At 64.5% G+C, this 24,673-nt stretch carries 25 protein-coding genes; 12 read left to right on the top strand and 13 right to left on the bottom strand.

Features of this window, described 5'->3' with window-relative positions; all coding sequences use genetic code 11:
• Positions 1-46: 46 nt before the first annotated feature.
• Both ACOYW5_RS21655 and ACOYW5_RS21650 read left to right on the top strand, forming a co-directional pair.
• Positions 47-1,459: an amidase gene (locus tag ACOYW5_RS21655; protein WP_423066948.1), complete on the top strand. Its 1,413-nt coding sequence runs from the start codon at positions 47-49 to the stop codon at positions 1,457-1,459.
• A 7-nt stretch (positions 1,460-1,466) separates the two neighbouring features.
• On the top strand, positions 1,467-2,105 hold the full coding sequence (locus tag ACOYW5_RS21650; protein WP_423066947.1) for a TetR/AcrR family transcriptional regulator: 639 nt from the start codon (positions 1,467-1,469) through the stop codon (positions 2,103-2,105).
• A gap of 432 nt (positions 2,106-2,537) precedes the next feature.
• Here the strand turns inward: ACOYW5_RS21650 and ACOYW5_RS21645 are convergent, their stop codons facing one another.
• Positions 2,538-3,329, bottom strand: a complete 792-nt coding sequence (locus tag ACOYW5_RS21645) for a proprotein convertase P-domain-containing protein (protein ID WP_423066946.1) — start codon at positions 3,327-3,329, stop codon at positions 2,538-2,540.
• 201 nt (positions 3,330-3,530) lie between these two features.
• On the opposite strand from ACOYW5_RS21645, the gene ACOYW5_RS21640 reads away from it, so the two are divergent.
• The 7 genes from ACOYW5_RS21640 to ACOYW5_RS21610 all read left to right on the top strand — a co-directional run bounded on the left by ACOYW5_RS21640 (position 3,531) and on the right by ACOYW5_RS21610 (position 10,462).
• Positions 3,531-4,118: a hypothetical protein gene (locus ACOYW5_RS21640; protein ID WP_423066945.1), complete on the top strand. Its 588-nt coding sequence runs from the start codon at positions 3,531-3,533 to the stop codon at positions 4,116-4,118.
• Positions 4,099-4,467: a hypothetical protein gene (locus tag ACOYW5_RS21635; protein ID WP_423066944.1), complete on the top strand. Its 369-nt coding sequence runs from the start codon at positions 4,099-4,101 to the stop codon at positions 4,465-4,467. Before ACOYW5_RS21640 ends, ACOYW5_RS21635 begins: the two co-directional genes overlap by 20 nt.
• A gap of 25 nt (positions 4,468-4,492) precedes the next feature.
• Positions 4,493-5,863, top strand: coding sequence for a caspase family protein (locus tag ACOYW5_RS21630; RefSeq protein ID WP_423066943.1), 1,371 nt, complete (start codon positions 4,493-4,495; stop codon positions 5,861-5,863).
• 219 nt (positions 5,864-6,082) lie between these two features.
• The gene (locus tag ACOYW5_RS21625; protein WP_423066942.1) at positions 6,083-7,090 is read left to right on the top strand and encodes an ABC transporter substrate-binding protein; all 1,008 of its coding nucleotides are present in this window, start codon (positions 6,083-6,085) and stop codon (positions 7,088-7,090) included.
• A 17-nt stretch (positions 7,091-7,107) separates the two neighbouring features.
• Positions 7,108-8,574 (top strand): sugar ABC transporter ATP-binding protein, encoded by a 1,467-nt coding sequence (locus ACOYW5_RS21620; protein WP_423066941.1) that lies wholly within the window; start codon positions 7,108-7,110, stop codon positions 8,572-8,574.
• Positions 8,571-9,515: an ABC transporter permease gene (locus ACOYW5_RS21615; RefSeq protein WP_423066940.1), complete on the top strand. Its 945-nt coding sequence runs from the start codon at positions 8,571-8,573 to the stop codon at positions 9,513-9,515. Before ACOYW5_RS21620 ends, ACOYW5_RS21615 begins: the two co-directional genes overlap by 4 nt.
• Positions 9,512-10,462 (top strand): ABC transporter permease, encoded by a 951-nt coding sequence (locus tag ACOYW5_RS21610; protein ID WP_423066939.1) that lies wholly within the window; start codon positions 9,512-9,514, stop codon positions 10,460-10,462. Before ACOYW5_RS21615 ends, ACOYW5_RS21610 begins: the two co-directional genes overlap by 4 nt.
• Before the next feature lie 343 nt (positions 10,463-10,805).
• Here the strand turns inward: ACOYW5_RS21610 and ACOYW5_RS21605 are convergent, their stop codons facing one another.
• The 7 genes from ACOYW5_RS21605 to ACOYW5_RS21575 all read right to left on the bottom strand — a co-directional run bounded on the left by ACOYW5_RS21605 (position 10,806) and on the right by ACOYW5_RS21575 (position 16,682).
• Positions 10,806-11,123, bottom strand: coding sequence for a hypothetical protein (locus ACOYW5_RS21605; RefSeq protein WP_423066938.1), 318 nt, complete (start codon positions 11,121-11,123; stop codon positions 10,806-10,808).
• Between the two features lie 73 nt (positions 11,124-11,196).
• Positions 11,197-11,550 (bottom strand): hypothetical protein, encoded by a 354-nt coding sequence (locus tag ACOYW5_RS21600; protein ID WP_423066937.1) that lies wholly within the window; start codon positions 11,548-11,550, stop codon positions 11,197-11,199.
• Between the two features lie 133 nt (positions 11,551-11,683).
• The gene (locus tag ACOYW5_RS21595; RefSeq protein ID WP_423066936.1) at positions 11,684-11,944 is read right to left on the bottom strand and encodes a hypothetical protein; all 261 of its coding nucleotides are present in this window, start codon (positions 11,942-11,944) and stop codon (positions 11,684-11,686) included.
• 9 nt (positions 11,945-11,953) lie between these two features.
• Positions 11,954-13,255 (bottom strand): glycoside hydrolase family 130 protein, encoded by a 1,302-nt coding sequence (locus ACOYW5_RS21590; RefSeq protein ID WP_423066935.1) that lies wholly within the window; start codon positions 13,253-13,255, stop codon positions 11,954-11,956.
• Entirely contained in the window at positions 13,206-15,554 is a 2,349-nt protein-coding gene (locus ACOYW5_RS21585; protein ID WP_423066934.1) for a glycosyltransferase, read from the bottom strand. Before ACOYW5_RS21585 ends, ACOYW5_RS21590 begins: the two co-directional genes overlap by 50 nt.
• Complete coding sequence (locus ACOYW5_RS21580) at positions 15,551-16,507, bottom strand: class I mannose-6-phosphate isomerase (protein WP_423066933.1); 957 nt, start codon at positions 16,505-16,507, stop codon at positions 15,551-15,553. Before ACOYW5_RS21580 ends, ACOYW5_RS21585 begins: the two co-directional genes overlap by 4 nt.
• A gap of 37 nt (positions 16,508-16,544) precedes the next feature.
• On the bottom strand, positions 16,545-16,682 hold the full coding sequence (locus ACOYW5_RS21575; RefSeq protein WP_423066932.1) for a hypothetical protein: 138 nt from the start codon (positions 16,680-16,682) through the stop codon (positions 16,545-16,547).
• A 559-nt stretch (positions 16,683-17,241) separates the two neighbouring features.
• On the opposite strand from ACOYW5_RS21575, the gene ACOYW5_RS21570 reads away from it, so the two are divergent.
• From ACOYW5_RS21570 to ACOYW5_RS21560, 3 genes are all read left to right on the top strand, one after another.
• Positions 17,242-17,475 carry a hypothetical protein gene (locus ACOYW5_RS21570; protein WP_423066931.1) on the top strand — a complete coding sequence of 78 codons (234 nt, stop codon included), beginning with the start codon at positions 17,242-17,244 and terminating at the stop codon, positions 17,473-17,475.
• 223 nt (positions 17,476-17,698) lie between these two features.
• A complete protein-coding gene (locus ACOYW5_RS21565) occupies positions 17,699-18,043 on the top strand; it encodes a hypothetical protein (protein ID WP_423066930.1) in 345 nt (114 codons plus the stop codon).
• Positions 18,040-18,870, top strand: coding sequence for a transglutaminase-like domain-containing protein (locus ACOYW5_RS21560; protein WP_423066929.1), 831 nt, complete (start codon positions 18,040-18,042; stop codon positions 18,868-18,870). The genes ACOYW5_RS21565 and ACOYW5_RS21560 overlap by 4 nt, the downstream gene beginning before the upstream one ends.
• Positions 18,871-18,964: 94 nt before the next feature.
• Here ACOYW5_RS21560 and ACOYW5_RS21555 read toward each other — a convergent pair whose 3' ends face one another.
• The 5 genes from ACOYW5_RS21555 to ACOYW5_RS21535 form a co-directional block, all read right to left on the bottom strand.
• A complete protein-coding gene (locus ACOYW5_RS21555; protein WP_423066928.1) occupies positions 18,965-19,165 on the bottom strand; it encodes a hypothetical protein in 201 nt (66 codons plus the stop codon).
• Positions 19,166-19,266: 101 nt separating this feature from the next.
• Positions 19,267-19,938 (bottom strand): FkbM family methyltransferase, encoded by a 672-nt coding sequence (locus tag ACOYW5_RS21550; protein WP_423066927.1) that lies wholly within the window; start codon positions 19,936-19,938, stop codon positions 19,267-19,269.
• A 17-nt stretch (positions 19,939-19,955) separates the two neighbouring features.
• Entirely contained in the window at positions 19,956-20,675 is a 720-nt protein-coding gene (locus ACOYW5_RS21545) for a glycosyltransferase family A protein (protein ID WP_423066926.1), read from the bottom strand.
• Positions 20,672-22,645, bottom strand: a complete 1,974-nt coding sequence (locus tag ACOYW5_RS21540) for a glycosyltransferase family 2 protein (RefSeq protein ID WP_423066925.1) — start codon at positions 22,643-22,645, stop codon at positions 20,672-20,674. Before ACOYW5_RS21540 ends, ACOYW5_RS21545 begins: the two co-directional genes overlap by 4 nt.
• A gap of 113 nt (positions 22,646-22,758) precedes the next feature.
• Positions 22,759-24,657 (bottom strand): glycosyltransferase, encoded by a 1,899-nt coding sequence (locus ACOYW5_RS21535; protein ID WP_423066924.1) that lies wholly within the window; start codon positions 24,655-24,657, stop codon positions 22,759-22,761.
• Between the last annotated feature and the right edge of the window lie 16 nt (positions 24,658-24,673).

Below are 24,673 nucleotides of genomic sequence, written 5' to 3'. Positions count from 1 at the left end.
GATTTCGGGCCCCGGTGCGTAGAACGGAGCGGGGAGGACGTTCGCCATGGATGATGAAATCTGGACTTGGGATTCGGTGGCCACTGCCGCCGCGATCCGCGCCGGCAGCATCTCGAGCCGCGAAGCGACCGAAGCGGCGATAGACCGGATGCATGCCGTCAATCCAGCTCTCAACGCGGTTGTCGAAAGCCTCGAAGCCGAGGCGCTTGCCGCAGCCGACGCGGCGGACATATCCAGAGCGCGGGGCGGCGCACTGGGCACACTGCACGGCGTGCCCGTTACGGCCAAGGTCAATGTCGACGTCGCTGGCCACGCCACCACGCATGGCGTCGTCGCCTTCAAGGATGCAATGGCCGCGGACGATAGTGCATCCGTCGCCAACTTGCGGCATGCCGGCGCGGTCATTGTCGGTCGCACCAATGTGCCGACCTTTTCCTATCGGTGGTTCACGACCAACTCGCTTTACGGCAAGACGCATAACCCCTGGGATCCGGCCCTTTCACCAGGCGGCTCCAGCGGCGGTGCCGCCGCGGCCTCGGCCGCGGGCATCGGCAGCATCGCGCACGGCAATGATGTAGCCGGTTCCTTGCGGCTGCCCGCCAGCACCTGCGGGATCTATGGCATGCGTCCCACCGCAGGACGATTGCCCAGCTACAATCCCGCACAGGGCGCAGAGAAGTCGCTGTGCCTGCAGATAGCCGCCACGGAAGGTGTGTTGGCTCGGTCGGTTCGTGACATTGACGCGGGGCTCAGTGCACTGGAACGCCCCGATCATCGTGACCCCTGGCAGGCCCCTCCGCTCACGCCGCGCCTCGAACTGGGCATGCCATGCCGGGTCGCGCTTTTCGTTGGTGAGGCGGAATTCGGCACCCACGCTGAGGTCGCGGCCAACGTTCGGCAGGCCGCCATGTGGCTGGAGGACGCCGGCTACATCGTCGACGAGGTTGCCCCGCCACGTCTTGCCGAGATGGCTGAGCTTTGGATGGCCTTGCTCTATGCCGAGTGCAGCGGCCCCGTCCGGGATTTCATGCTGTCGGTCGGCGACGACGCCTTCCGCAAAGCCTTCCATGATACGGCCGGCAACCTGCCCGTACTCGATGCAATGGGCGTACAACAGGCTTGGGAGCGCAGGCTCTCGATCCAGCGCGAATGGCAGGTCTTTTTCGCGGAGTACCCGGTTGTGCTGACCCCGACCTCGTTCCAGCCCACCTTTCCCATCGACCACGACCAGGAGGGGGCCGAGATCATGGCAATGATCATGAAGGCATTCAGCCCCCTGTCCTCGACGGCGGGGCTGTCGCTGCCGGCCGTATCGGTCCCTGTGGGCCAGGCGCGAAACGTGCCTGCGGGGGTGCAGATCGTCGCGGGACGGTTTATGGATGAGCGGTGCCTGGCTGCGGCCAGGGTCATGGAGGAGAACATCGGACCGATCGCGCCGATCGATCCCGTTAGGGGCTGATCGAGCCATGGACGAGCATCAGTTGATGGACCAGAAAGTTCTCCGTAAGAGCCGTGCCCGCCCCAATAGCGACGGGCGACGCGAGCAGATCGTCAATGCCGCACTCCAGGTGATGATCTCCGAGGGTGTCTATCACGCCACCACGCGCAAGATCGCCGAGGCCGCCGGCGTGAACGTGGCCACCCTGCACTACCACTTCCACGACAAGGAGGAGATCATACTCAGCGTCATGGGGGTGTTGGCGTCAAGCTACCGCAGCACGCTCGAAGAGCGGTTCGCCCAGCCGCAACCCTTGCATGACCGCATTGAGGACCTGCTGAGCTTCATCTGGAGCGAGATCGAGCGCGCGCCGGGTGAACAGCTCGTGTTGCAGGAGATGACGCTCTACGTTCTGCGCATTCCACAGGCCGCACATCTGGCGGCCGAAAAAGAACACGAGATCAAGCAACTCTATACCGACAGCCTCGCTCGCTCGAGCGATGTGGGAGCCGAAGACGCTCCTCGGATAGCCGAACTCTCAAACTACATTTATGCGTGCTTCGTAGGCATCCTCAACCAGTGGCTGGCCACGCGCGATACGCCACTTCTGCTGAAAACCATCGCGCAGCTTGTACGCGCCGCCCAGAATATGGCTCAGGCGGACTGACACGGTCGACCCGCGCCCGCCCGCGGACGCAGGGGGCGATAGTCTCGCTTCCGGATCGAGTGCCGGCCTCGATTTGGCGCAGTATGCGGACTGCTCGTCGTCGCAGTAGACCGGGCGGCGGGGACATACCGTCGCCTCCATCTGCAACGGCTGCCTACGAAGAACTCGCAGCGAATTTGACCAGAAGCTTGCGCCCCTTCCCGGTCGGTGCCCAGCGCTGCTCGGGTCGCGGTACGTCGCCCAGTAGCGATGGAACGCTGACCGGCCAGTTGCAGTGTGAAGCAAAATGGACGTCGGGATGCGACCCAGTTTGGCCAAAGAAGGACGACGCCAATAACGCCAGCGCATTCCAATTGGTATCGAGCGACTCGGCCCTCGATACCCTGCTAACCGGGGGCGTCTACGCGCCCCCGGGTCACATGTTGCGGCGCGTCAGCTTGGATTTGGGATGAAGGCCGGCAGGCCGTCCAGCGCGGCCTTGTACTTTGTGGTCAAGCCGTTGGCGGTCACGAACCACTCGAGGCGTACCGCAGTGAGCTGGCCCTGTTCGAAGTTGTTGTTCAGGTCCTTGAACTCGAACGTCCAGTTGCCCTCGGCCGGGCCGCCCTTGAAGAACTGCCCCAGCTCCTCGTTGTCGCTGTTGAAGTCGGTAGGGGTGCCGCTGCACCGGTGCAGGCCTTTGTCCATCACCACTACCCTCGCACCGGTCGGCGAAGACAGCTGGCCCCAGAGGTCGCCCTCGCATTCGGTCTTGAACGCGAAGTAAAGGCGCACGTCGGAGACGCGCCCCTCCACGGGCAGCGAAAAGGTGGCGACGAGCCCCTTCTTGCCATCGACGGTATAGGATTGCTCGATGGTAACCGGGATCGGCTGAAGAGCCGCCGTTTCGGGGTGGTCCTTGGCAATCTGCCGGCACCACAGCTCGCCATTGAGTGCCGTCAGCGCAGGCTGCGACCAGCCTTCGCCGCCGGCGCCGCCGGTCATCCAGCGGCGGTATTCCTCAGCCGCAGACCGGGTCAGCGGTCCGATCGAGCCGTCGGCGCGGCCAGCATCGAACCCCAGCGCGTTCAGTTGCTTCTGCACGCAGCCGATGCCTGGTTCGGATGCGACCGAGATAACGGGCGAGGCGGCGATTGCGAGCAGTACGGACGCGGCCAGCAGGGTGTTGCTTCGTAGCGTGCCGGGCTTGGCGATGGCGAGCCGCGTGCTGAATGAATTGGTCATGGTTCAGTCCTCCTTCGGTTGCGATCGACATTTCGATCGGTGGACCAAGTAAGGCGGAGGCCACGCGGCTTCGCGAGTTCAGCCCGCTGGGACCTGTCCAATCCGATTGGAGGGCCTGCCAGGCTTAACCTCGCGGCCGTTTCGGGCCTTGCGGAAGCCGATGCGCCAGTGTTCAGTCGCCCATACCGGGGGGGTGGGATCGTGCCGGCGGACGACGCTAATCGTAACGAGCTCGCGCTCGACCTGACCTTCATCGAGACGCTGCGACGGATGAAGGCGCGATTCCAGTTGGGGCTGCTGGCGGCTTCGGCCTCCGCCGATCCAGGCGTCACGCTCAGCCTGCGGCAGGAATCATGCTTCCAACTCGCCGAGTTCCTGTTTGCGCTGAAGAGCTACGGCATCGGGGATGCCGAGACGCTCCGCCGCTTTGCCGAGTTGCACAACCAGCACCTGCTCGACATCCGCAACGACCGCGAGCGCATGCAGAGGTATGGGCTGACCCCCGAACGCCTGGACGCAGCCTTGTTCACCGGCGACAACATGAGCAAGCTGCTCGCCAATTTCTCGGCCCCGCAGCCGACGATCGACCAGTCCGACCTCGCGAGGTTTCTCGTAACCGTGATGTCGACCGAGACCTGCCGCAAACTATTGCTCGCGTCCGAGCAGGCGGGCTTTGTCGAGCGCATCCGGTCGCCCTTCGGCGCGGTGCTGATCACGTCGCGAGGGATCATGGAAGAGGTCTACGGAAAAACCATCAGGGAGACGCGGCTTGAAGCTGCTCAAGGCTAGCGCCGTTGCGCTGATCATCCTCATGAGCGGAGGCGGTCTGGTCGCCGCGCCGCCGACGCTCGCGGCCGAACTGACGAGCGAACAGACCACGATGCTCGAGCGGAATCCGGCGCTGGCAGCACTCGCTGCGAACGCGCCCATGCTGCAGCAGGCTTTCCAGCTCATCGCCCGCGCGGCGGCCGAACCATCGGGCAGCCAGCGGGGTGTGGAGGGGCTCGACGCGGTCGACGCCCAGCTGCTGAGCGAGAATCCGGCCCTGCTGCAGGTATGGCACAGTTCGCCGGAGGCATCGGCAGATCTCCTGGCGTTGATCAAGAGCGCCGCGGGCGGAGGCAAGCCGACGAAGTAGTCGTCGGCCCAAGTTGGGGGGACATATGCGAAGGTTGCTCGGTTTGCTGGTCCTGTTGTTGCTGTTGGCGCCGGCGCAGGCGATGGCAGCGCGCCTCGCACTCGTCATCGGCATCGACAGCTATGAGAGCCTGTCGCCCCTCGACCGGGCGGTCGGCGATGCGCGCGCCATGGCGCAGCGGCTGGGAGAACTGGGCTTCGGCGTCACCGAGGTGCTCAATCCCAACCGGCGCGACCTCAGCCTTGCGATCACCGCGTTCCGGCAGTCCCTCAAGCCGGGGGATATGGCGTTTGTTCACTACTCGGGCCACGGCGTCGAGATCAACGGCCGCAACCTCCTGCTGCCGCGCGACATGCCGCTGCCCACCATGGGGGCCGAGGACTTCCTTATTTCAGAATCGATCGATCTCAACGACCTGATGACGCGGATCGCCGAGAGCGGCGCCACCGTGCGGATCTTCGTGATCGATGCCTGCCGCAACAATCCTTTTCCTGAACGTGGGGTTCGCGGGGTGGGCGGAGTGGGTGGCCTTGCCATAACGACGCCGCCCAACGGCACGTTCGTCCTCTATTCGGCCGGTTTCCGGCAGACGGCGCTTGATCGCCTCAATGCCGACGACATGGCCAGCACCTCGGTCTACACCCGCGTGCTGCTCGAGCAGCTTGCCGTGCCGGGCGCATCGATCAGCGACGTCGCGCGAGGTGTCCGGGGGAAGGTCGCGGCGCTGGCCGAGAGTGTCGGGCACCAGCAGTCGCCCGCATATTACGACGAGTTGAACCAGGAAGTGGTGCTCTCGCCAGAACCGGCGGCAAAGTCCGTTGCCGGCGACACGGCGCCGGCCGTCGCGGAAGCGTTCGAGGTCGCCCGCCAGATCAACTCGGTTGATGGTTGGCAGGTCTTCCTGCAGGCTTACGGCAAGGGCTTCCATGCGGACATGGCCCGCGTAGCGCTGCGGGATCTCCTCGCGCGATCGGTCGAGCCCACCCGCGTCAGCGCGACGCCCGAGGGTGGACTGGTCGCAAGCTTCACGGTTCCGCTCAAGGGCAAGATCGTCGATTGGGCCCTGCAGTTCAGTTTCACCACCGAATGCGAAGCCGATCACCGGATCATCGTCACGTCGGCCTCGGGCAACGCGATCAACGTAATGGACCGGGGGCTAAAGCGCTGTTCGGGCACGCCGGTTACGTTTACCGGGGGCGCGGACGGGCCACGCGACTTTGCGGGCACCGAGGCAAGCGGCGAGTGGCGATTTACGATGTGGGACCTCGACAAGAACAATCACACCGGCACGCTGAACGCGGTCAGCCTGCGCCTCGTCGTCCGAAACGACGATATTACCACCGAACAGACCATTGCCCTGACCGGCCTGCCGGCGGCGGTCCCATCGCCGCTGTGACGCCTGACCCCTCCAAGTGTCTTGAACCGGGCTGTACTCGCGGGGCGCCTGACAATCGCCTAGCTCCAGCCATCGGACCCGGTGCGGAACCACACGGTCAACATGACGGGATCGTTGCGCACCGCCAACGGCTCTTGGCATAACGGTGGTGCATGCTAACATGCTAGTGGCGCTTGAGGAGGCGCTCGTCCCCATCGAGGGACAAAGGGAGGAACAACAATGACCAAGACACTCGTTCTGGGCGCGCTTGCGTTTGCGCTCCTGTCTGGAACCGCGTTCGCCGAAACCTCGGGAAAGAAGATCGCGCTTTCCAACAACTATGCCGGAAACTCCTGGCGGCAAGCCATGCTGCAGAGCTGGGACAAGGTGACCAAGCCGGCCGTCGAGTCAGGCGTCGTCGCCGCGGCGGACGCCTTCACTACCGCAGAGAACCAGGCCACCGAGCAGGCTGCGCAAATCCAGAATCTGATACTGCAGGGCTACGACGCGATCGTGATCAACGCCGCCTCGCCGACCGCCCTGAACGGCGCCGTTAAAGAAGCATGTGATGCCGGCATCACCGTCGTCTCATTCGACGGCATCGTCACCGAACCGTGCGCCTGGCGCATCGCGGTGGACTTCAAGGGGATGGGCAAGAGCGAAATCGACTACCTAAAGGACGCCCTGCCCGACGGCGGCAAGCTGCTGGAGATTCGCGGCCTCGCAGGCGTCTTCGTGGATGACGAGATTTCGGCGGGCATCCACGAGGGGGTGGTCGAGAACCCCAAGTTCGAGATCGTCGGATCGGTACACGGCGACTGGGCCCAGGACGTGGCGCAGAAGGCTGTCGCCGGCATCCTGCCCAGCCTGCCGCCGGATATCGTCGGCGTCGTGACCCAGGGGGGTGACGGTTACGGAGCGGCCCAGGCCTTTGCGGCTGCCGGCCGGCCCACCCCGCTCATCATCATGGGCAATCGTCAGGACGAGCTGGCCTGGTGGAAGGAGCAGAAGGACGCCAACGGCTACAAGACCATGTCGGTGTCGATCGCGCCGGGCGTCTCGACGCTTGCCTTCTGGGTCGCGCAGCAGATTCTCGACGGCAAAGAAGTGCCCAAGGACCTGATCGTGCCGTTCTTGCGCATCGACCAGGACACGCTCGAGGCAAACCTCGAGACGACCCCGGTCGGCGGCGTCGCCAACGTGGAGTACTCCCAGGAGGATGCCATCGCCGTGATCGAGGGCAAGTAGGCATAGCGGACCGGCCGATGAACCTAGACGAAGTCAAACGGCCGGTCATCGCGACGGGCGGCGCCAGCAAAAGCTTCGGCGCCGTCCGCGCAGTTTCGGAGGTGACCTTTGCGGTCGCACCCGGCGAGTGCGTGGGACTGGTGGGGCACAACGGCGCCGGCAAGTCGACACTGGTGAACATTCTCAACGGCAGCCTCGAGCCCGACGCCGGAAGCATCGAACTCGATGGGCAGCCAGCAGAACGCTACTCCGTCGCGGCGGCGCGCCGTCATGGCCTGCGCTGCGTCTTCCAGGAACTCTCGCTGTGCCCCAACCTGACGGTGGCCGAGAACACCCGCATCGCCCATTCCTCACTTCGCGGGGTGGGCTGGCGGCGACGCGCGGCATCGCTGATCCGCGACAAGCTCGACGAAATCTTCCCCGGCCACGGCATCGATAGCGGCCAGACCATTTCCGGCCTCTCCATCGCCCAGCGCCAGATGGTGGAGATCGCGACCGCCTTTTCCCGCTCGGACCATCCCGTCCGGCTGGTCATCCTAGACGAGCCAACCTCGTCGCTCGACGCCAGCATCGCAGCGCAGCTGCTCGCCTACATCCGCCGCTTCATCGAGGATGGCGGCTCGGTCGTGCTGATTTCGCACATTCTGGGCGAAGTACTCACCACGGCCGACCGCGTGGTGGTCATGAAGGACGGACAGGTGGTGGCCGACCGGCCCGCCGCCCAGTTCTCGGTCGACTCGCTCGTGCGGGCCATGGGCAGCGTGGTTCGTGCCCACGACGCCCGGCGCGACGCAACGCGGAATGCCGACGCCACGCCGATCCTGCGGCACCCGGCTACCGAGGCCGGCGCGAGCGATTTCATCGCGCATCGCGGTGAGATCGTCGGCCTTGCTGGCCTCGCCGGTCATGGCCAGACGCGGATGCTGGTCGACCTCTTCCTTTCCGCCGGCGGCGACTGGCTGCGCCGGCGCGACGCGCAGGTGGCCTTCGTTGCCGGCGACAGGCACGTCGACGGAAACCTGCCGCTGTGGAGCATCCTGCGGAATCTGACCCTGTCGCTTCTCCCCGACCTCACGCGCCTCGGCCTCGTCGACCGATCAGGCGAGGCGCGCGCGGCCGCCGACTGGCAGGAGCGCATCGGCATTCGCACGGCGGACCTGGGCAACGCCATCCTCTCGCTGTCCGGCGGCAACCAGCAGAAGGTTCTGTTCGCCAGGGCATTGGCGACGAGCGCACCGGTGGTCCTCATGGACGATCCGATGCGCGGCGTCGATATCGGCACCAAGCAGGAGGTCTACCACCTGCTGCGCGCCGAGGCAGACAAAGGCAGGACGTTCGTCTGGTACTCGACCGAAATGGACGAGGTCTGCCAGTGCGACCGGGTCTACGTGTTTCGCGAGGGGCGCATCGTCGCCGAACTTGGCGGCAACGACGTCAACGAGGAAAATGTGCTCGCGTCCTCCTTCGCCGGGGTGCCTGCATGACGGTTCTGACGGCCGAAAGACTGCGCGTCCTCGTTCCTGCTCTCTCGCTCGCTGTCCTGCTGGCGGCGGTGTTCTGGCTGCAACCGCGGGCGATGAGCTACACCGGGCTCAACCTGCTGTTCAACCTCGCCGTCCCCATCGCGCTGGCGACGATCGCCCAGATGCTCATCATGATGGTCAACGACCTCGACCTATCCATGGGCACCTTCGTCAGCTTCGTCGCCTGCGTCACCGCGACAATCTTGAACAGCGACCCTGTGGTCGGCACCCTGATCCTTGCCGGTTGCGTTGCCGTCTACGCGACGCTGGGCATCGTCATTCACCTGCGCGCGCTGCCCTCCATCGTGGTCACTCTGGGCATGAGCTTTGTGTGGGGCGGCCTCGCGGTGCTGCTGCTGCCCTCGCCCGGGGGCACCGCCCCGGACTGGATCCGGGCGGTGATGACGTCCAAGCCGCCCTTTGTGCCGATGGCGATTGTCGCCAGCCTTATCATCGCGGCGTCGGCACACTGGCTGGTGATGCGCTCTAGCTTCGGGGTGGTATTGCGCGGCGTGGGCGGCAACGAGCGCATGGTGGAACGGGCCGGGTGGTCGGTACTGCGCGCTAGGGCGGCCGCCTACGCCATGGCCGGCGTGTTCGCCGTGCTGTCTGGCATGTCGCTTGTCGGCCTGACGACCTCCGCGGATGCCAATATAGCGCTGCGCTACACGCTGCTGTCCATCGCCGGCGTGATCTTGGGCGGCGGTGAGTTCGTCGGCGGACGTGTGTCGCCCATCGGTGCGGTCATCGGAGCGCTTACCCTAACGCTTGCCGCCTCCTTCCTCTCGTTCCTCAAGATTTCGCCCGACTGGCAGATAGGCGCGCAGGGGGCGATCCTGATCATCGTCCTCGCCGTTCGCCTGTTGCTCAACCGCCGCGAAACGAGGGCCGCGCGCTCATGACCGCCATTCGCGCCCTGTTCGGCAAACCCTGGATCTGGTCGTTCGTCGCGACCGCCGCGGTGTGGCTCGCGACGATCCTGTTTACCGCCGGCGCCTCGACAGTGGGCCTCACGCAAGCGGCGCTGACCTTTGCTGCATTCTCGGTCGTGGTGGGGCTTGGCCAGATGTTCGTCATCACTCTGGGTCCGGGCAATGTCGACCTCTCCATTCCCGCGACCATGACGCTTGCGGGCACGGTGGCGCTCAAACTGATGGACGGTAACCCCTCACTGATTGTGCTCGGGCTCCTCTCCATCGTCGCCATCGGCCTCGCCGTCGGTCTCGCTAACTATGCCCTGATCAAGCTGCTCCGCATCCCGCCGATCATCGCGACATTGTCTTCGAGTTTCATTATCCAGTCGACGGCCATCTGGTACAACCGCGGCATCCGCATCAAGCCGCCGGCGATGCTCGCCGATTTCACCACCGCGAACACCTTGGGCATCCCCAACGTAGCCTGGATCGCAATGCTGATCTCGATCGCCGCGTGGATCCTGCTGGAGCGCGGCATATACGGGCGCTGGGTTTCGGCTATCGGCCAGAACATGAGGGCTGCCCGCCTTGCCGGCGTGCCAATAGACGGGGTGCGGCTGGTCACCTATGTGCTGTGTGCCATGCTCGCCGCGCTGACTGGCTTCCTGTTGAGCTGCTTTTCGGGCGGCGCCGCACTCAATATGGGCGCTGAGTACCTGCTCACCTCCATCGCGGTAGTCATTCTCGGCGGAACCGCAGTCGCCGGCGGCTTCGCAAACGTGCCGGGGATCTGGGGCTCCTCGCTGTTCCTGTTTCTCGTCGTCTCCATGCTGAACACATATGGCGCAAGTGCCGGGGTCCGCCTGCTCCTCACGGGCGTGGTGATTATCGCCGTGATCGTCGCAGCCAGTTCCAACCGCAACGCGAGCAGTTGATATTCCCTGCCGAAACAGCCCCCTGAGATACCATCGATCGCTGGCAGGAGCGAAGCACTCACTCGCCGCAGATGGGGAAGCCCGGCAACCTGAGTGCGCTGTGCAACACTTTCTCGGCCACGCACAGATCCAGACGACCGTTTGCTATCTCGGCGCGGAAGTAGACGCTTTGGCTCGCAGAGCAGATCTAGTCGTTGGCGCGGAAACCAAGTCGGTTTCGCACCAGACGCGGACGTTGGGCATCGGGTTTTTATGTGGTGGCCTCTCAAGCGTCCGCTTTGCGCCAATAGCGGCCTTGGTCGAATCTGAAGCGCCCCCCGGCGCACTCCGGCCAGGCTGCACGTCATGAGACCCGCTCTACGGTCCAGTCGCTGCTCAGTTTGCCGCGTGGACGTGTAAAGCCGGACTCGCCGTCCAGTGCCTGGCGCGGCCGGAGGTGTAGTGTTCGGCCGTCTGCGAGGCGCACAACGATGTGGCCCGGCTTCGTCGTGACGATGACACCGTCGACGCTCGCCTCTCGATAGGCGAGCGTGAATGCGTCACCCATCATGATCACAGTGGGGCGGCCGACAATGTGAAGCTCGGCAACGACCTGGAACACCGTGGCTTGTTCTATCTGCCCAGCGCTGCTCTGCGCTCGCCACCTGGTCATTTCGCGCATGTCTCCAAGGTCGGCTCAGGTTCGAATTGGCCGCGATGCGGATGCCGATCCTTCCGCACCGCGGGCCTGTGACCTAGAACGCTTCGGCCAGTTTCAACTGGCAAGCCTGCGCCAGCTCGGCGTTCGGCTTTTCCGCGCCAAGCGGCGTCGCCCAGCCCGCCTTCTCGACGATAGCCCTGCGCGCGTATGTCGACGCGGCCTTGAGTTCCGTCATCGCGGTCGTCGTCGTGGTGTCGCCGCCGCCGGCACGTTCGATGCAGTAGGGCATCAGCGCCGTAGCTACTGCCGCGTTTGAAGATTTGGCAGCCATGTCCTTGGCCGATCCACCCGTGACCCAGCCGCCCCAGCTGAACCCCACGATTGCGAGCGCAACGGCACCTGCGCCCGCGCCGATGAGGCCGGGTTTCAACCAAGCAGGGAATTTCATGAGTATGTCCGATCTTGTCAGACGAGCGCGCGGAATGCGCACAAGTGGGGGAAGCTAGCATGAATATGCAGCGACCGCCGACAAACATCGCGCGGCCGATATCTCACCTGGCCTGGTTGCGGCGAGGCGGCGGTCACACCTCCTGATCGAGCCGAAGGGCCTCCGTCAGGTCCTCGGTCCGAACATCCAGCGCCTCCAACATACCGCCGTCCGGCAGCATGATCGTCCGCGTCAGCACGTAGGCGGCCCAGGAGACGTCGAGGCGCTCACGCCGGATGTGCACCTCGAACGTGCCCGGATCGTGTGGCCTATCGAGGCCAGGGAGTGTGAACGGGTGGCGGAACGTCACCCGTTCGACTGTAGTGTCGGTATCGGCCATCATGGTGATCTCCATGGAACGGGCTCACGCCGGCTCCATCGCTTCCAGCAACGCGGCGATCTTGATCGTGGCGAAGTTGGAGAAGGTGTCCGACACGGCATAGGGCAGGACGATGCGGGCGCCGTGGCGGATGGCTCCACAGGTGTATACCACGTTCGGGACATAGCCCTCGCGCTGTGAAGGATCGGGATAGACCAGCGGCTCGCGGGAGCGGGCGAGTACCCTGGTGGGATCGTGCTTGTCCAGCAGGGCGGCACCGATGGCATACCTTCGGACCGGGCCAACGCCGTGGGTGAACAGGAGCCAGCCCTCGTCGAGTTCGATCGGCGAGCCGCAATTGCCGATCTGCACGAACTCCCACGGCCATTCCGGCTTCAGGATCGGCTCACCGCCCTCCCAGGTGAGCAGGTCATCGGAATAGATCAGGTAGAGGTTCTCGTTGTCCTGGCGGCCGATCATGGCGTAGCGGCCGCCGATCTTGCGCGGGAACAGCGCCATGCCCTTGTTGCGTGCTGCGCTGCCGCGCAGTGCGCGCATGCGGAAGCTGACAAAGTCGTCGGTTTCCAGCAGCTCGGAACGGATGCCGCGGCCGTCATAGGCGGTGTAGGTGGCGTAATAGGTATGTTTCCCCTCGTCCTCGAAACGGACGAAGCGCGCGTCCTCGATGCCGTTCGACTGAAACGAGGTCATCGGGAAGATCACCCGTTCGCTGATGTCTTCGCCCGCGTTGAAGGCGAACTCGACCGGCTCGTCGCTGAACGGCGGAATCGGGGCGTTGAGGCGTGGCATGCTTGCGAGCCGCGCCGTCGGATCGATGGCGACACTGCCATCCCTGGAGATGGTGCCGGCCCGGAAGGTAAGCGATGACACATGCCCCTCGCCCACAGCCCTGAGGCTGAGGATGAAGCGCAGCCCGCCGGCCGGCGCGAGACTCTGGTCGGGGTGCACGACGATGCTCGGATTGAACAGGGCCGAGGACTCGAACGAGTACTCATGGAGAAAATAGGCTCCGATCAGCTGGCGCTGCACCGGGGTGAAAGCCGCGTGATCGGTGAATGCCTCTTCCATTTCGGTGGCGCGCGCGTCGAAACCGGCCAGCAGGTTGCGGTGGCGTCCGTCGAAATTGTGCAGCACGTCCTTGAGCTGTTGCACGGCGCTCTCGGCATCGAGCGATAGGACCCGGTCGACGATGTGATTGGCGCGGGTCTTCTCGTTCGGCTTCAGGTCTTTCGGCTCGGTCGCGGGTCGGAACGGCCGGACGATCACCCGGGCCGGGTCAGGTCGCAGGTAGAGTGCCTGCCGGTTGAGGAAGGTGACTGGCGACAAGGCGACCTCTGAACTGGGGATGGTGTGATCTCGTTGGGCGATAGAGGGTTGGCAATGGCTGCAGCACGTCGAGGCCTTCCAGCCGGCGCATATCGGCAAGGCCGAGCAGGTAGGAGACGACGGATTCGCCGCCGCAATTCTCGTTGGGGCGATCCGGATGGAGACCATCCTTGCAGGTGCCCCTGTCGATATCGACGAGGGCCGCGCCCAGGTCGTTGCCGCCATGGAACCACGCGAAGGCGGATCGGGCTGCCGCACGCCAGCGCTCCTCGCCGGTGGTCTTCCGGGCCTCGAGGCACGCCGCTATCGTCGCGGCGGCCTCCACCGGTTGCTGGTCGAAGGCCCTGGGCGGCTGCCGGACGTCGCTGAAGCCTGCCGTGCCGACCGGCCTAAACAATCCGGCAGGGGAGGTCTGCTGTGCCAGGAGCCAATCGAGCGAGCGCAGTCCGGCCTCGGCGTATCCGGCGATGCCGGTCGCCCGGCCGCAGACGATCAGCGCTTCGCACAACCGGGCATTGTCGTAGGCGAGGCCTTCCTCGAACCAGACCCAGTCCCGCGTCTCCACCTGCCGCAACAACGCGACAAGCCGATAGGCGAGGCGCAGGCGGAACTGCAGGGCGAAGTCATCCTGCGGCCGCACCTCGCAATAGGCGTTGAGGCCGAGCAGGGTGAAGGCCCAGGCGCGTGGCGACGCGAAGCCCTCCACTGCCGGTAGGGCCTCGGCAAACAGGTCGGTGGCCCATTGGCGGCGCGTTGCGACGGCATCGTCGCGCGCGGCGACCCCTAGTGCCCACAGGGTCCGGCCATGGCTGTCCTCGGAGCCTTGCTCTTCGAGCCAGCGGCGATCGAAGGCCATGAAATTGCGGAAGCGCCCGGTGTCGCGGTTGAAGGCGTGCTGCACGAAGGCGGCGTAGGCTGAAGTCATGGCGTCGGGCAGTGCGTCGGCGCTAAAGCCGTGTAGCGAGCTGGCGAGCAGCAGTCCACGTGCGTTGTCGTCGACGCAATAGCCATGCGAGCGATCCGGCAGGGTATGGATGGCATGCTGGAACAGGCCGGTGTCGTCGGTCATCGTCTGCAGGTGGCCGATGGAGATGGCCGGCAGGCGGCGACCCTCAGCCGGTGTGGGCAGGACGTGGATCCGTGCCGGCTGCTTTGCCACCGCAACCGAGCTGAACAGCTCGAGATAGCGCTCGGCGGTTTCCGTCCAGGTCATCGACCGGCTGGCCGCATAGGCGCGGTGGCGCATGGCCCGATGCAGCGGCTCATTGCCCAGCAGAGCCGCAATCTCGGCACCCATCGCCGCGGCGTCGTCGAATGGCACGAGGATGCCGCGGTTGTCGGCCAGCAGTTCCAGCGCATGCCAATACGGCGTCGAGACCACGGCCTTGCCGAGCCCGAAGCTGTAGGCCAGCGTGCCGGATGTCATCTGAGCCTGATTGAGATAAGGCGTGACATAGACGTCGCACATCGAAATGTACTCGAGCAGTGTCGGGCGATCGACGAACTGGTCGAGGAAGACCACATGCGCCGCGATGCCCAGCGCCTCGGCGCGCGCCACGAGACTTTCGCGATAGGTCTCGCCCCGATCGCGGACGAGGTTGGGATGGGTAGCGCCCAGGACGACGTACACCGCATCCGGCCGGCTCCGCAGCACGGCGGGCATGGCGTCGATCATCACCTCGATGCCCTTGTTCGGCGATAGGAGGCCGAAGGTGAGGATGACCGTCTTGTCGGTAAAGCCCAGCCGTTCCTTGGCGCCGTCGGGCTCGACAAAGGCGAAATCGGGGATGCCATGCGGGATCACCTCGATCTTGCCGGCTGCCGCGCCATAGGTGCCGATCAGCAGCTCGCGGCCTTTTTCCGCCATCACCACGAGACGCGCCGAGACGGCGATGATGCGTTCCAGCACGCGGCGCTGCGCCGGGCTCGGGGTGGCCAGCACGGTGTGCAGCGTCGAGACCACGGGAACAGTCAGCTGATCGAGCAGCAGAAGTATATGCGCGCCCGCTTCGCCGCCAAAAATGCCGAACTCGTGCTGCAGCGATACCGCGTCGAAGTGGCCGGTGTTGATGACATTGGCGGCGCGCCGGTAGTCCTCCTCGCGCTCCTCCCGGATCTCGAAGGTCACGGCCGGCGGATAGATGTAGTCGCGGCCGCTGTCGGTCATGGCAACAATGGCGGTCTCGACGCCGAGTGCTGAGGCGGCGACCGCCTGCTGCAGGTCGGTGGTGAAAGTGGCTATGCCGCAGCGGCGCGGCAGCGAGTTGCCGATGAATGCGATGCGCTGGATAGACCTCATGACTGGCCCCTCCACGGCAGCTTCGGAGAACCCTTTGACGACCGGGCCAGCCCGAGGTCAGGAAACCGTTCCGCCATTACCTCCATGGGAATGCCGTTTCGGCTTTGCAGCAGGCCGGCGACCGGGCTGCTAGCAACATAGGCCATCAGCCCCTTGGCACCGTGATCACCGGTTCGGACGGTCGCCCGCTGCTCGTCGAGGAACATGGCTTCTCCCGAGGCAACCCGCGTCAGGTCGAGCGTGACATCGCCCTCAACAATCAGCATCCAGGTTTCACTTATGGCGTCGATGGCCCAGTGGGAGTTGGGGGCAAGGTCGATCCGCTCGAGAACGAAGTATCGGCTCACTGCCATGACCTCGCGGGCCTCGGACAGTCGGGACGGCGACATCCGCGGAATGGCGGGCCCGGGCTTCGAGGCGCCGACGCCGCCATCGAGATGCAGCTCACGCTGGCGGCCGTAGTCGAACAGCCGGAAAGTCGCATCGCTGCGTTGCTGGATCTCGGCGATCACAAGTCCTGCGCCGATGGCGTGGATGGTTCCCGCCGGCACGAGTATCGCCTCCCCGGCCTCTACCCCCTGCCAGTGGACTAGCTCCGAAATCGTGCCGTCGGCGACGACGGCGCGCAGTTGCGACGCCGTCAGCACGCGCTTCAGCCCAAGGGCCACCTGCGCTTCCGAGCTGGCCGAAAGCACGTACCAGGCCTCGGTCTTGCCGTGCGGCAGCCCAATGGACTGCGCGAATGTATCGTCCGGGTGAACCTGGATGGAGAGCGGCTCGTCGGTGAACAGCAGTTTCAGCAGCAGTTCCGGCTCCGGCGCCTGTCGGTCGGCGCGCTGGAACCACAGCTCCCCTACCGCGACGCCGTCGTGGCCGAGCTCACTCCACGGCCGCAGATCGGTCTTGCCCCAGGGTTTGCGCACCACCGTGGTCGATGCAAGTTCCATGGTCATGGCGTGTCTCCTGGGTGGGGCGCGACGGGTTGAGGCGTCAGGTTCGTTTCTTGTTCGACGGTGAGCTCGACAGGTTGGCCTTGGCCAGCAGCCCGTCGGTGGCGGCGGGCGTTGCCACCTTGATCTGCTTGGGCTTCTTGGCTTCGCGATTGCTGTGTTTCTGGCTCTTGGCCATGGCAGACTCCTTGCACCGATGGTGCGGTTGGAAACAGGACTGATGCGGACGTCAGGCCGATGCGAACGCCCGCTCGGCGAGCTGGCGCTGGTTAACGATCAGGGACGGACCGGAAGCCCGTGCCGCACCGCGATCCGCAGTGGCGTAAATTTTAGGATCATTTGAAAATCCTAAGTCTGCCCGGCGCCACATGAAATCATGCGGTACCCGTCACTAAATCTGATTGGGCAACTGGAAGCTCCTCACTCATGCACCCTTGTCGACGCCGTGTCCAACTTATTCGGACAGACATGCCGACAACGAGAATCTACTAGATAACATCGGCACCAGTTCGCCGCAGTAGCGCGATTCTATCTTCCTATATTTTGCGCGGTGGCCTTGTTTTGTGCGAGGCAGGCGACGATATAATCCAGACGTTACAGCCATCGTTGGCTTTGATCGTCCGGTTCACCGGCTGTTTGGCCCCCTGCTTTGCAACGTCTAGGCCCTTGCCGCATGTCGCGGCGAAGGAACGGACGCGCTTCGTCTCTGGGCGCGACCTCACAGCAGGAGCCTTTCCTTGACCACAATGTACTTCGTGCAGGGCTTCAGATCGAAGGGGCGAAACCTGGAGCCCGACCTGCCCCAGCCGGCAAGAAGTCCCGAGGCGGCCATTGCAGCAGCCGAGCGTATGGGACCGACCCGCACGGGCGTCTGGGCCTACTCGGCGAACATCGATCAAGAAACCGACACCTACGACGAACCACGTGTGCTGTTCCGAACGGGTACGCTGCCGCCTGGCCTGGGAGACTGACCTTCACGCTCTGCCCGGCCCCCGGGACTCACATCATCCGGAAGGATGGACATCAGGAGTCGCGTGCCGCCATCGGGTGACAAGCCGCCTTTTGACCAGGACACGGCACTTTCGCCGGCTCGCGCCGGGTTGCACCCACTGCCTCCCACGGTCCTTGCCCGCAGCGCAACTCAACCGAGCCGTATCGCCAACTGCAGGCTGTCCATCCACATGAGGAGCTCCCGTGCCGGAGAAAATTCGACAAGCCAATGCTAAGGCTGCTGCCTCGAAATACGCCCCCAAGCCCGATGGGTCGACCCTGACATATGGCCTCATCGCCGTGTCGGTTCTGGCGGTCACCCTGGCTGTCTATGGCCGCTTCTACGACGTCGACATGCTCTCGGAACCGGTTGCGCTTGTTGTTGCAAGCCTCGCCGCGTTTGCGTTCGGAGCGGGGATTCGGTTGCGGCTCCAGCAGCGCCACGCTGCAGCCTATCGCGCCGAGTATGCGTTACGACAACGAGCCTCAACCGCCGCAGGCCAGACCGAGGCGGCGCCGGCGACGCTACGGAACGAGACACCGCAATGATCATCCATGCCGGCTATTCGATCAGCTACGACTGTCCCAAGCCCACGCCGACACTTCTGGCGCTGCGAATTCATTCCTCCAGGCGCCCCGACTTGCTGACCCCCGAGGCGCTCACATTCTCGCCTCCCCTAGGGACACGCAACTACACCGATGGCTTCGGCAACATCTGCACGCGCCTGACGGCTCCAGCGGGTCGGCTGACGATTTCGACCGAGTTTGACGTCTTCGACTCGGGCTTGCCGGACGCAGTTCCGCTCGATGCCACCCAGCACGACATCGAGGACCTGCCCGACGATGTGCTGGTCTATCTCCTCGGTTCCCGTTACGTCGAAACGGACGTGCTCTCGAGCTTCGCCTGGCAACAATTCGAGGCAACGCAGCCGGGTTGGCCGCGCGTGCAGGCGATCCTGGACTTCGTTCACCGCCACATCCGCTTCGACTACATGCAGGCCGACAGCATGAGATCGGCCTATGGAGCGTACCTGCAACAGGTTGGCGTTTGCCGCGACTTTGCTCACCTCGCCATCGCGTTCTGCCGCTGCATGAACATCCCGGCTCGGTACTGCACCGGCTACCTCGGAGACATCGGGGTGCCCGCTAGCGAAGCCCCGATGGATTTTTCCGCCTGGTTTGAGGTCTATCTGGGCGGGAAGTGGCACACGGCCGATGCCCGCCACAACAAGCCGCGAATCGGCCGGATTCTGATCGCCCGCGGGCGAGACGCCACGGACGTGGCGCTTTCGACCCAGTTCGGACCTGCCGCACTGGCGGGCTTCTCGGTGGTCACTGAGGAAGTGGCTCGCCCAAGCATCAGGCGCGCAATGTAACGCTGCTGGGTGCAGAAGTGCGAACGTCCGCTTCGGGCAAGAAGTCGACACCGATTGAAAGAATGGCCGGCTTGCGCCGGCCATTCTTCACCCATCAGTAGATATCGTGATCGTGGTGCTCGTGGCCACGGCCGAGGCCGTTGCCGTGGCTGAAGTGACCCTGGCCGATGAGGTGGCCGGGGTGAACCTGCTCTGCATCGGTCTTGGGTGCAGCGAGGGTGTGCGTCGTAGCTGCCACACCGGCAGTTAGCCCGGCGGCAAGCGCCACGATGGCCATCAGTTCTTTCCGTTTCATGTGTCTCTCCTTTTTGACACGGTTGCTGGGAGAAGTGCCCAGTAGGGCGAGGCAAGCCGATAGCGCTGAGCGGCAATCGGCAAACTGGTTAGTCCCTATTTTCAAGAAGCTCGGAGCCGTTCGTTCGGCATGAACAGGAACGTCGGCGTGGCGTTGAACCGCTTCCAGCAGACGTAGCGGCCCCCAGCGAGGAAAGCCCTCACGTCCGGGAAGGTGCCGTCGCTCGCCTCGACATAGATCAGCGGCCTGTGGTGTTCGATTACGCGCGCCGCGCCACGCAGGACATCGAGCTCCCAGCCCTCTACATCGATCTTGATGACGTCGATTCGAGCGTCGTTCTCGAGCTCGTCGTCCAGGCAGAGCAGAGGCAGGTCTCCCGTCGCATCCGACGCGACTTTTGCCATACCGCTATTGCCCTCGGACGCGGGGATCGCACGCGCCCTGCCCGCAGACGCCCCAACCGCCGCGTGGCGTAGCCGGCAATTGGACTCGACCCCATTCTCGCGCACGTTCGCCGTGAGCAGCTCGAACGTCTCGGCGTTCGGCTCGAAGGCGATGGTCTTGAGCCCTAGCATCATCGAGAAATACAGGGTGTGGTTCCCCACGTGCGCACCGACATCGACGGCACATTCGGGGAAAAACAGGCGCGAGCGGACATCGGCCAGCAGCTCGGCTTCATAAAAGCCCCCTGTGGCTTTGATGGTGCGCGCGATGTGATCCTGCTCGTTGGCAAAGCGGAGTGTCACTCGCTTGCCTCCGGCCGGGAAGGTCACGCTTGGTGCCAGCTCATTCATGCGCTTTCCACCGCGAGCGCGAGCCGCACGTCAAGCTTGCCAAAACCGGCGAACTGAATGATTTCAGGCAGTTGTTCCCCGTGCCGCTCACGGGTGTAGGTTTCGAAGATCGACTCCTCGGGCTGCTGGTCGACGACCCAGCCTGCCGGGCGCGGGACGCAGACGAGGCCGATGCCGTTCTCATGGCAGTAGCGCGCGAACCTCACGTCGACGAAGCGCTGAGACGTGCGCATGAAGTCGAATGGCGGCATCAGTTCGCCTGGCAGCATCAGGCAGCCCGTGCCGAGCTGGTTGACGAGTATGGGTGTTGCCAGGGCCTTGTCGAACTTGGCGACGAAGCGCGAAGTAGGCGTTCCCTCAAACAGGTCGGAATAGATCACGCCATGCAACCCTATCGCCGTGCGTGACGAGGGCATGCGGCGATGAAAGGCGATCATGCTTTCCACGTAGTCGGGAGGGAAGGTCAGGTCGTCGTCGATCAGGAAGACGTACTCGCCGGTGCCGGGCCTTCGCCAGAACTTGCCGGTGTCCTTCAGGTCGTCTTGCGGAATCTCATAATGGACGTTTGCCAGCTTGGGCAGAGCGAGTTGCTGGCGCCTGGTGAACTGGTTGAGCACGACGTGGATTTCGTCGAACTGGGGCGCCACGCTCTCAAGCATGAGGGGAAGGTTCTCGAGGCGACCAGGATAGGTCGCAAGTTGACCGATGCGCTTCATCGGGCACCTCCCACCTCTTCCACGCGGGCTTGCGCCATCAGCATTCCATGCTCTGCCAGTGCGTCTTCGACCGTCGGCAGGCCAGGACGCTCACCCATGTGTCTCGATCGTGCCGCGGCAGCGGCATAGGAACGCCTGGCCGGTGCCCGATAGCCGTCTTCGGTGGCCTCGATTCCGGGTGATCGCGTCAGCGACGTCGTCGACGCGAGGCCGAGGATGACCGGCGACTGCATAAGCCGAACGGCATCGACGCCAAGGCTTGCACGCAGCTTCTCGTAGAACTCGGTGTCGGCACCGAAGCGCGCTTGCCGATAGGGTCCGAACCGCTCGAACACTTCGCGGGGGGCAAGCAAACTGACCACTGCTATTCGCGCGACGGCCTGATCGGAGGAAAACACGAACTCGCCACGAGGAGTTACACGGAACCACTGCGCCGCGACCGCCGCCGCTCCCTCTCGCTTGAGGAATGCCAGTTGCCTCTCGATCCGATCCGGAAAGGCGAAATCGTCGGAATCGTGGAACGTGATGTAGGCGCCGCGTGCCTCGGGAATGAGGCTGTTGCGTACGCCGTATGTCCCCTGGTTGCCGCAAGAGCGGAACAGCCGCACGCGGGGGTCGCTACGCAGCTTGTCGAGCTCGGAGCTGGTGCCATCGGAGCTCTCATCGTCACAGATCAGCAACTCGATGTTACGATAGCTCTGCGCCAGGATGGAGCGTGCAGCGTAGTGCACTGTCGCGGCCGAGTTGTGCGTCGACATGATGATCGAAACGAGATCGTGAGCATCGGCACCATGGGGCGGCCGCTCGAAACTGATGTGTTGAAGGAAGTTGTCCTCGCCGAACGCGACCTTCCTCAACAGGGTCGCGCCTTGCTTGCCCAGCACGCGGTTGACGAACATCTTGTAGAGCGAGGCGTCGCCGCGCGTCGCAAAATAGTTCGCCAGCAGCAGATTGGTGGCCGGCGTCGCTCGTTCGCCGGATGCGAGCAGGTTCGGCAGCGCCTGATCGCCGGCCACTGCCATGCGCTTACTGATGTAGTAGCTGTTGGGTTTGCCGCTGGGCAGCGTGGCAAACTCCGGCAGGAACTCGGTGTTGCCCGTGCAATAGGTCGAGAACCAGGTGAAAAGGCTGTCGTCCTTCTTCACCGCCGCAATGTTCTTGAACAGGAAATGGCGAAGCGCCTCGAGCTCGCCAAAGGCGATGAATTTCCGGCACAGCACCTTGGCCGCCGGAATGACGCTGTCCTTCCCGAGATGGTTGAAGAAGGCGAGGAGGTAATTTGCCATGCCCTCGGCCGTGTCGAAACGCTCCATCGAGATAGCTATCCGCAGCGTCTCGATGATCCAGGCGAAACGATCACGATGAACCGCCCGCGACATGCCGGCATTGTGGGCATGCAGTGCGGCGAGCGGTGGATGGTTACGGGTAACCCTGCGTGGGTCGTCGCGGTCGACGAAGCGCGAGATTCCCCACTTCGCGGCGATGCTGTCGCGCCGCGCAGCCTGAGTGATGCTGCCGGCCGGCTTCAGGTAGTCGCGGAAGTTCGAGACGTACTCGAAGGAATAGCCTCGCGACACGAACGAAGAGAAGTCAGGCGAATCTGTCAGGAACACGGGCTTGAAGTTCCTGTTCCTCGCCTGATCCGCGGCAACCTCGGCAACGACCTGCTCGAGATCGTGCCCCCGAAATCCGAGGACGGAGATACCTACCGTGTCCCTCATGGTGTGCGCCGAACTTGCGCACTCGTCGCCGGGATGCGCGTGAAGCGGTTGCTCGGGACGCAGCGGCCCTGCCGGCCATGATGCGTTGTCGATCCGCGGCGCCCGGCGCGGGTGCTGAGCGATCGAGGCGAGCGGCAGGTTTGGACCGATCTCGACGTAGCGGGTCTTGCCCTCGGGATCGACCGCCTTGCGGACCAGGGCTCCCAGTGCCCGGTGGGCACGAGAATAGCGTTCCACGAGTGCGCGCATGCGCTTGAGTTCGGCCAAGTGGTTGCCGTGGCCCGGCGCGGGAGCAGGTATTTCCGCAGGCTCTACCCGTTCCGGCACCGCGCTCGTTCGCAGTTTCACTCTCTTTGCTCTGGTCATTGGGCTGCCATGTGTAGCTGGGTCAACCAACGCGCAGCGTCGGCTCCCCCGTTGGACTGGTGCAGGGACCTGGTGTTGCCGGCGAGGAACTCGCGCGCCTTCCCGTCCATGAGGAGGTTCACCAGGTCGGGCAGATCGCCGAGTTCGGACTCATCGAGTTCGAAAGCCGCCTGCTGAGCCTGGGCGTGGCTGGACCGCCCGGCCTGATCGTCCATCGAAGGATGCCGGTTCGGGATGAAGATCGTCGGCAGATCGAAGTTCACGATCTCATGGAACGTGTTGTAGCCCGCGGCCGAGACGGAAAAGTCGAACGCCTTGAAATACTGGCTGAGGGGGTAACCCCGCAGGTAGGAGACGCCCTGCCAGTAGTTGAGCGGCTGTGTCCCGTTGATCCATTCGGCAACGCAAATCTGGAGCTGCTCGACGCGCCGCAGCACCGAGATCAGATTGTCGACGAGCGCGACGACGTCACGGTTGTAGCCGGCACCCAGCTGGATCAGGACGCTAGGGCGAGAGGGGTCGAGCCCCAGCCGGCGTGCGGCTTCCTCTCGAGTGAGCAACTCCCCTTCATCGAGAAGCCGGATCGGTGGGACAAGCACTGCTTCGTCCCGGCGCCGCGCGGTGATCCCGTCATCGTGCTGCCCCTTGAGTTCGCCCGGCTCGATGATGAGGTCGAACCAGCGCGAATTGTCGATGAAGGGACTGCTCAGCGGCCCCCACAGGCCACGCCGGATCCAAGCCAGCCTGCAGTCGCGGCGGGTTGCCACCGCCCCCACCAGGCCGTGGGATGGATTGTTTCCGTCGTAGACGACAAGGGCGGGGTCATAGGCGTCGACAAGCGTCTCGAGGTCGTGCCGGAACCAGCTGTCCCACAGCTCGAAATCGCCGCCGACGTAGCTGGCGGATGGCATGTACTCAGCAAGAAAGCCGAGCCGCTCGATGGCCGACACGGCTTGCGCCTGCGTTGCAAACAGGAGCGGCAGGCGCGGATCCATGCGACGCGCAATTGCCAGCAGCCGGCTGACGTGACCAACACCCACACCGTTGGAGGCAACGAACATGACCGGGCGCTGACGACTGCCGGCGGGTGGGTGGCTGACGGGTTGCACAGGGTCTGTTGGGCGCTTGCGCGAGGCCTTCGCGATCAGCCGGGACAGCGCCTCCTCAGGCGTGCAGTAGACCGCGACGCCCTTGTAGTGCGGCTTCAACCACGGCGCCGCTGCGACGGCCACACCCAGGTGTGCTGCCGCGAGGACGACCGTGTCGAGCAGTTGCACGCCTTCGGGCGCGGGGAAGTAGGCAAGGCCGTCAAGCAATGACAGCCGATCAAGGGACAGCTGCGACAGCTGCGCCTCATCGAGTGCCACAATCTCGGCCTTCTCGGTGTCTGGAGGCTGCGGAAGCCCCTCGCCTGCGATCCAGCCGATGCGCGCCCTGCTGCGACGCGTGGGCGAACTCCTGGGCGGCAGGGCCTCGAGCATCGGCCGGTGGTCGTCCGGCATAAGCTTCAGGTTGCGCGGCGCCGCGTCGCGGAGCCACGGGTTGGTCGGCGCCCATTGCACGCCAACTCCAAGTCGTTGCGAGATGCGCGTAACGCCGTAGTCCGCGATCTGGTGACAGATTAGCATCGCCTGTTCGGCGCGAATGCCGGCCAGCGGTTTGCGCGGCCAGTCCAGTTCGGAAGGGCCGTGGACCAGCAGCAGACCAGTTGTGCCCTTCTCCGAAGCCTCGACGACCGAAGCAAGGCCGCGCCGGACGCAGGTCTGTATCTCGGGCGCGATGCGAGAGTCGGGGCGGAGCGGTGCTGCATGAAGCAGCCCCACGCGTCGCCCGCTCGCTGCATGGCTCCGCACCTCCTGGGCGATGCGAAAGCTGCGCTCGCCCGAGGTGGTCATATCGCCTGCGACAACG

The sequence above is a fragment of the Devosia sp. CN2-171 genome (assembly GCF_049354815.1).
Lineage (GTDB): Bacteria > Pseudomonadota > Alphaproteobacteria > Rhizobiales > Devosiaceae > Devosia_A.
Note: the sequence above shows the minus strand (reverse complement) of the source record. Positions and strands in the feature narration are given on the sequence as shown.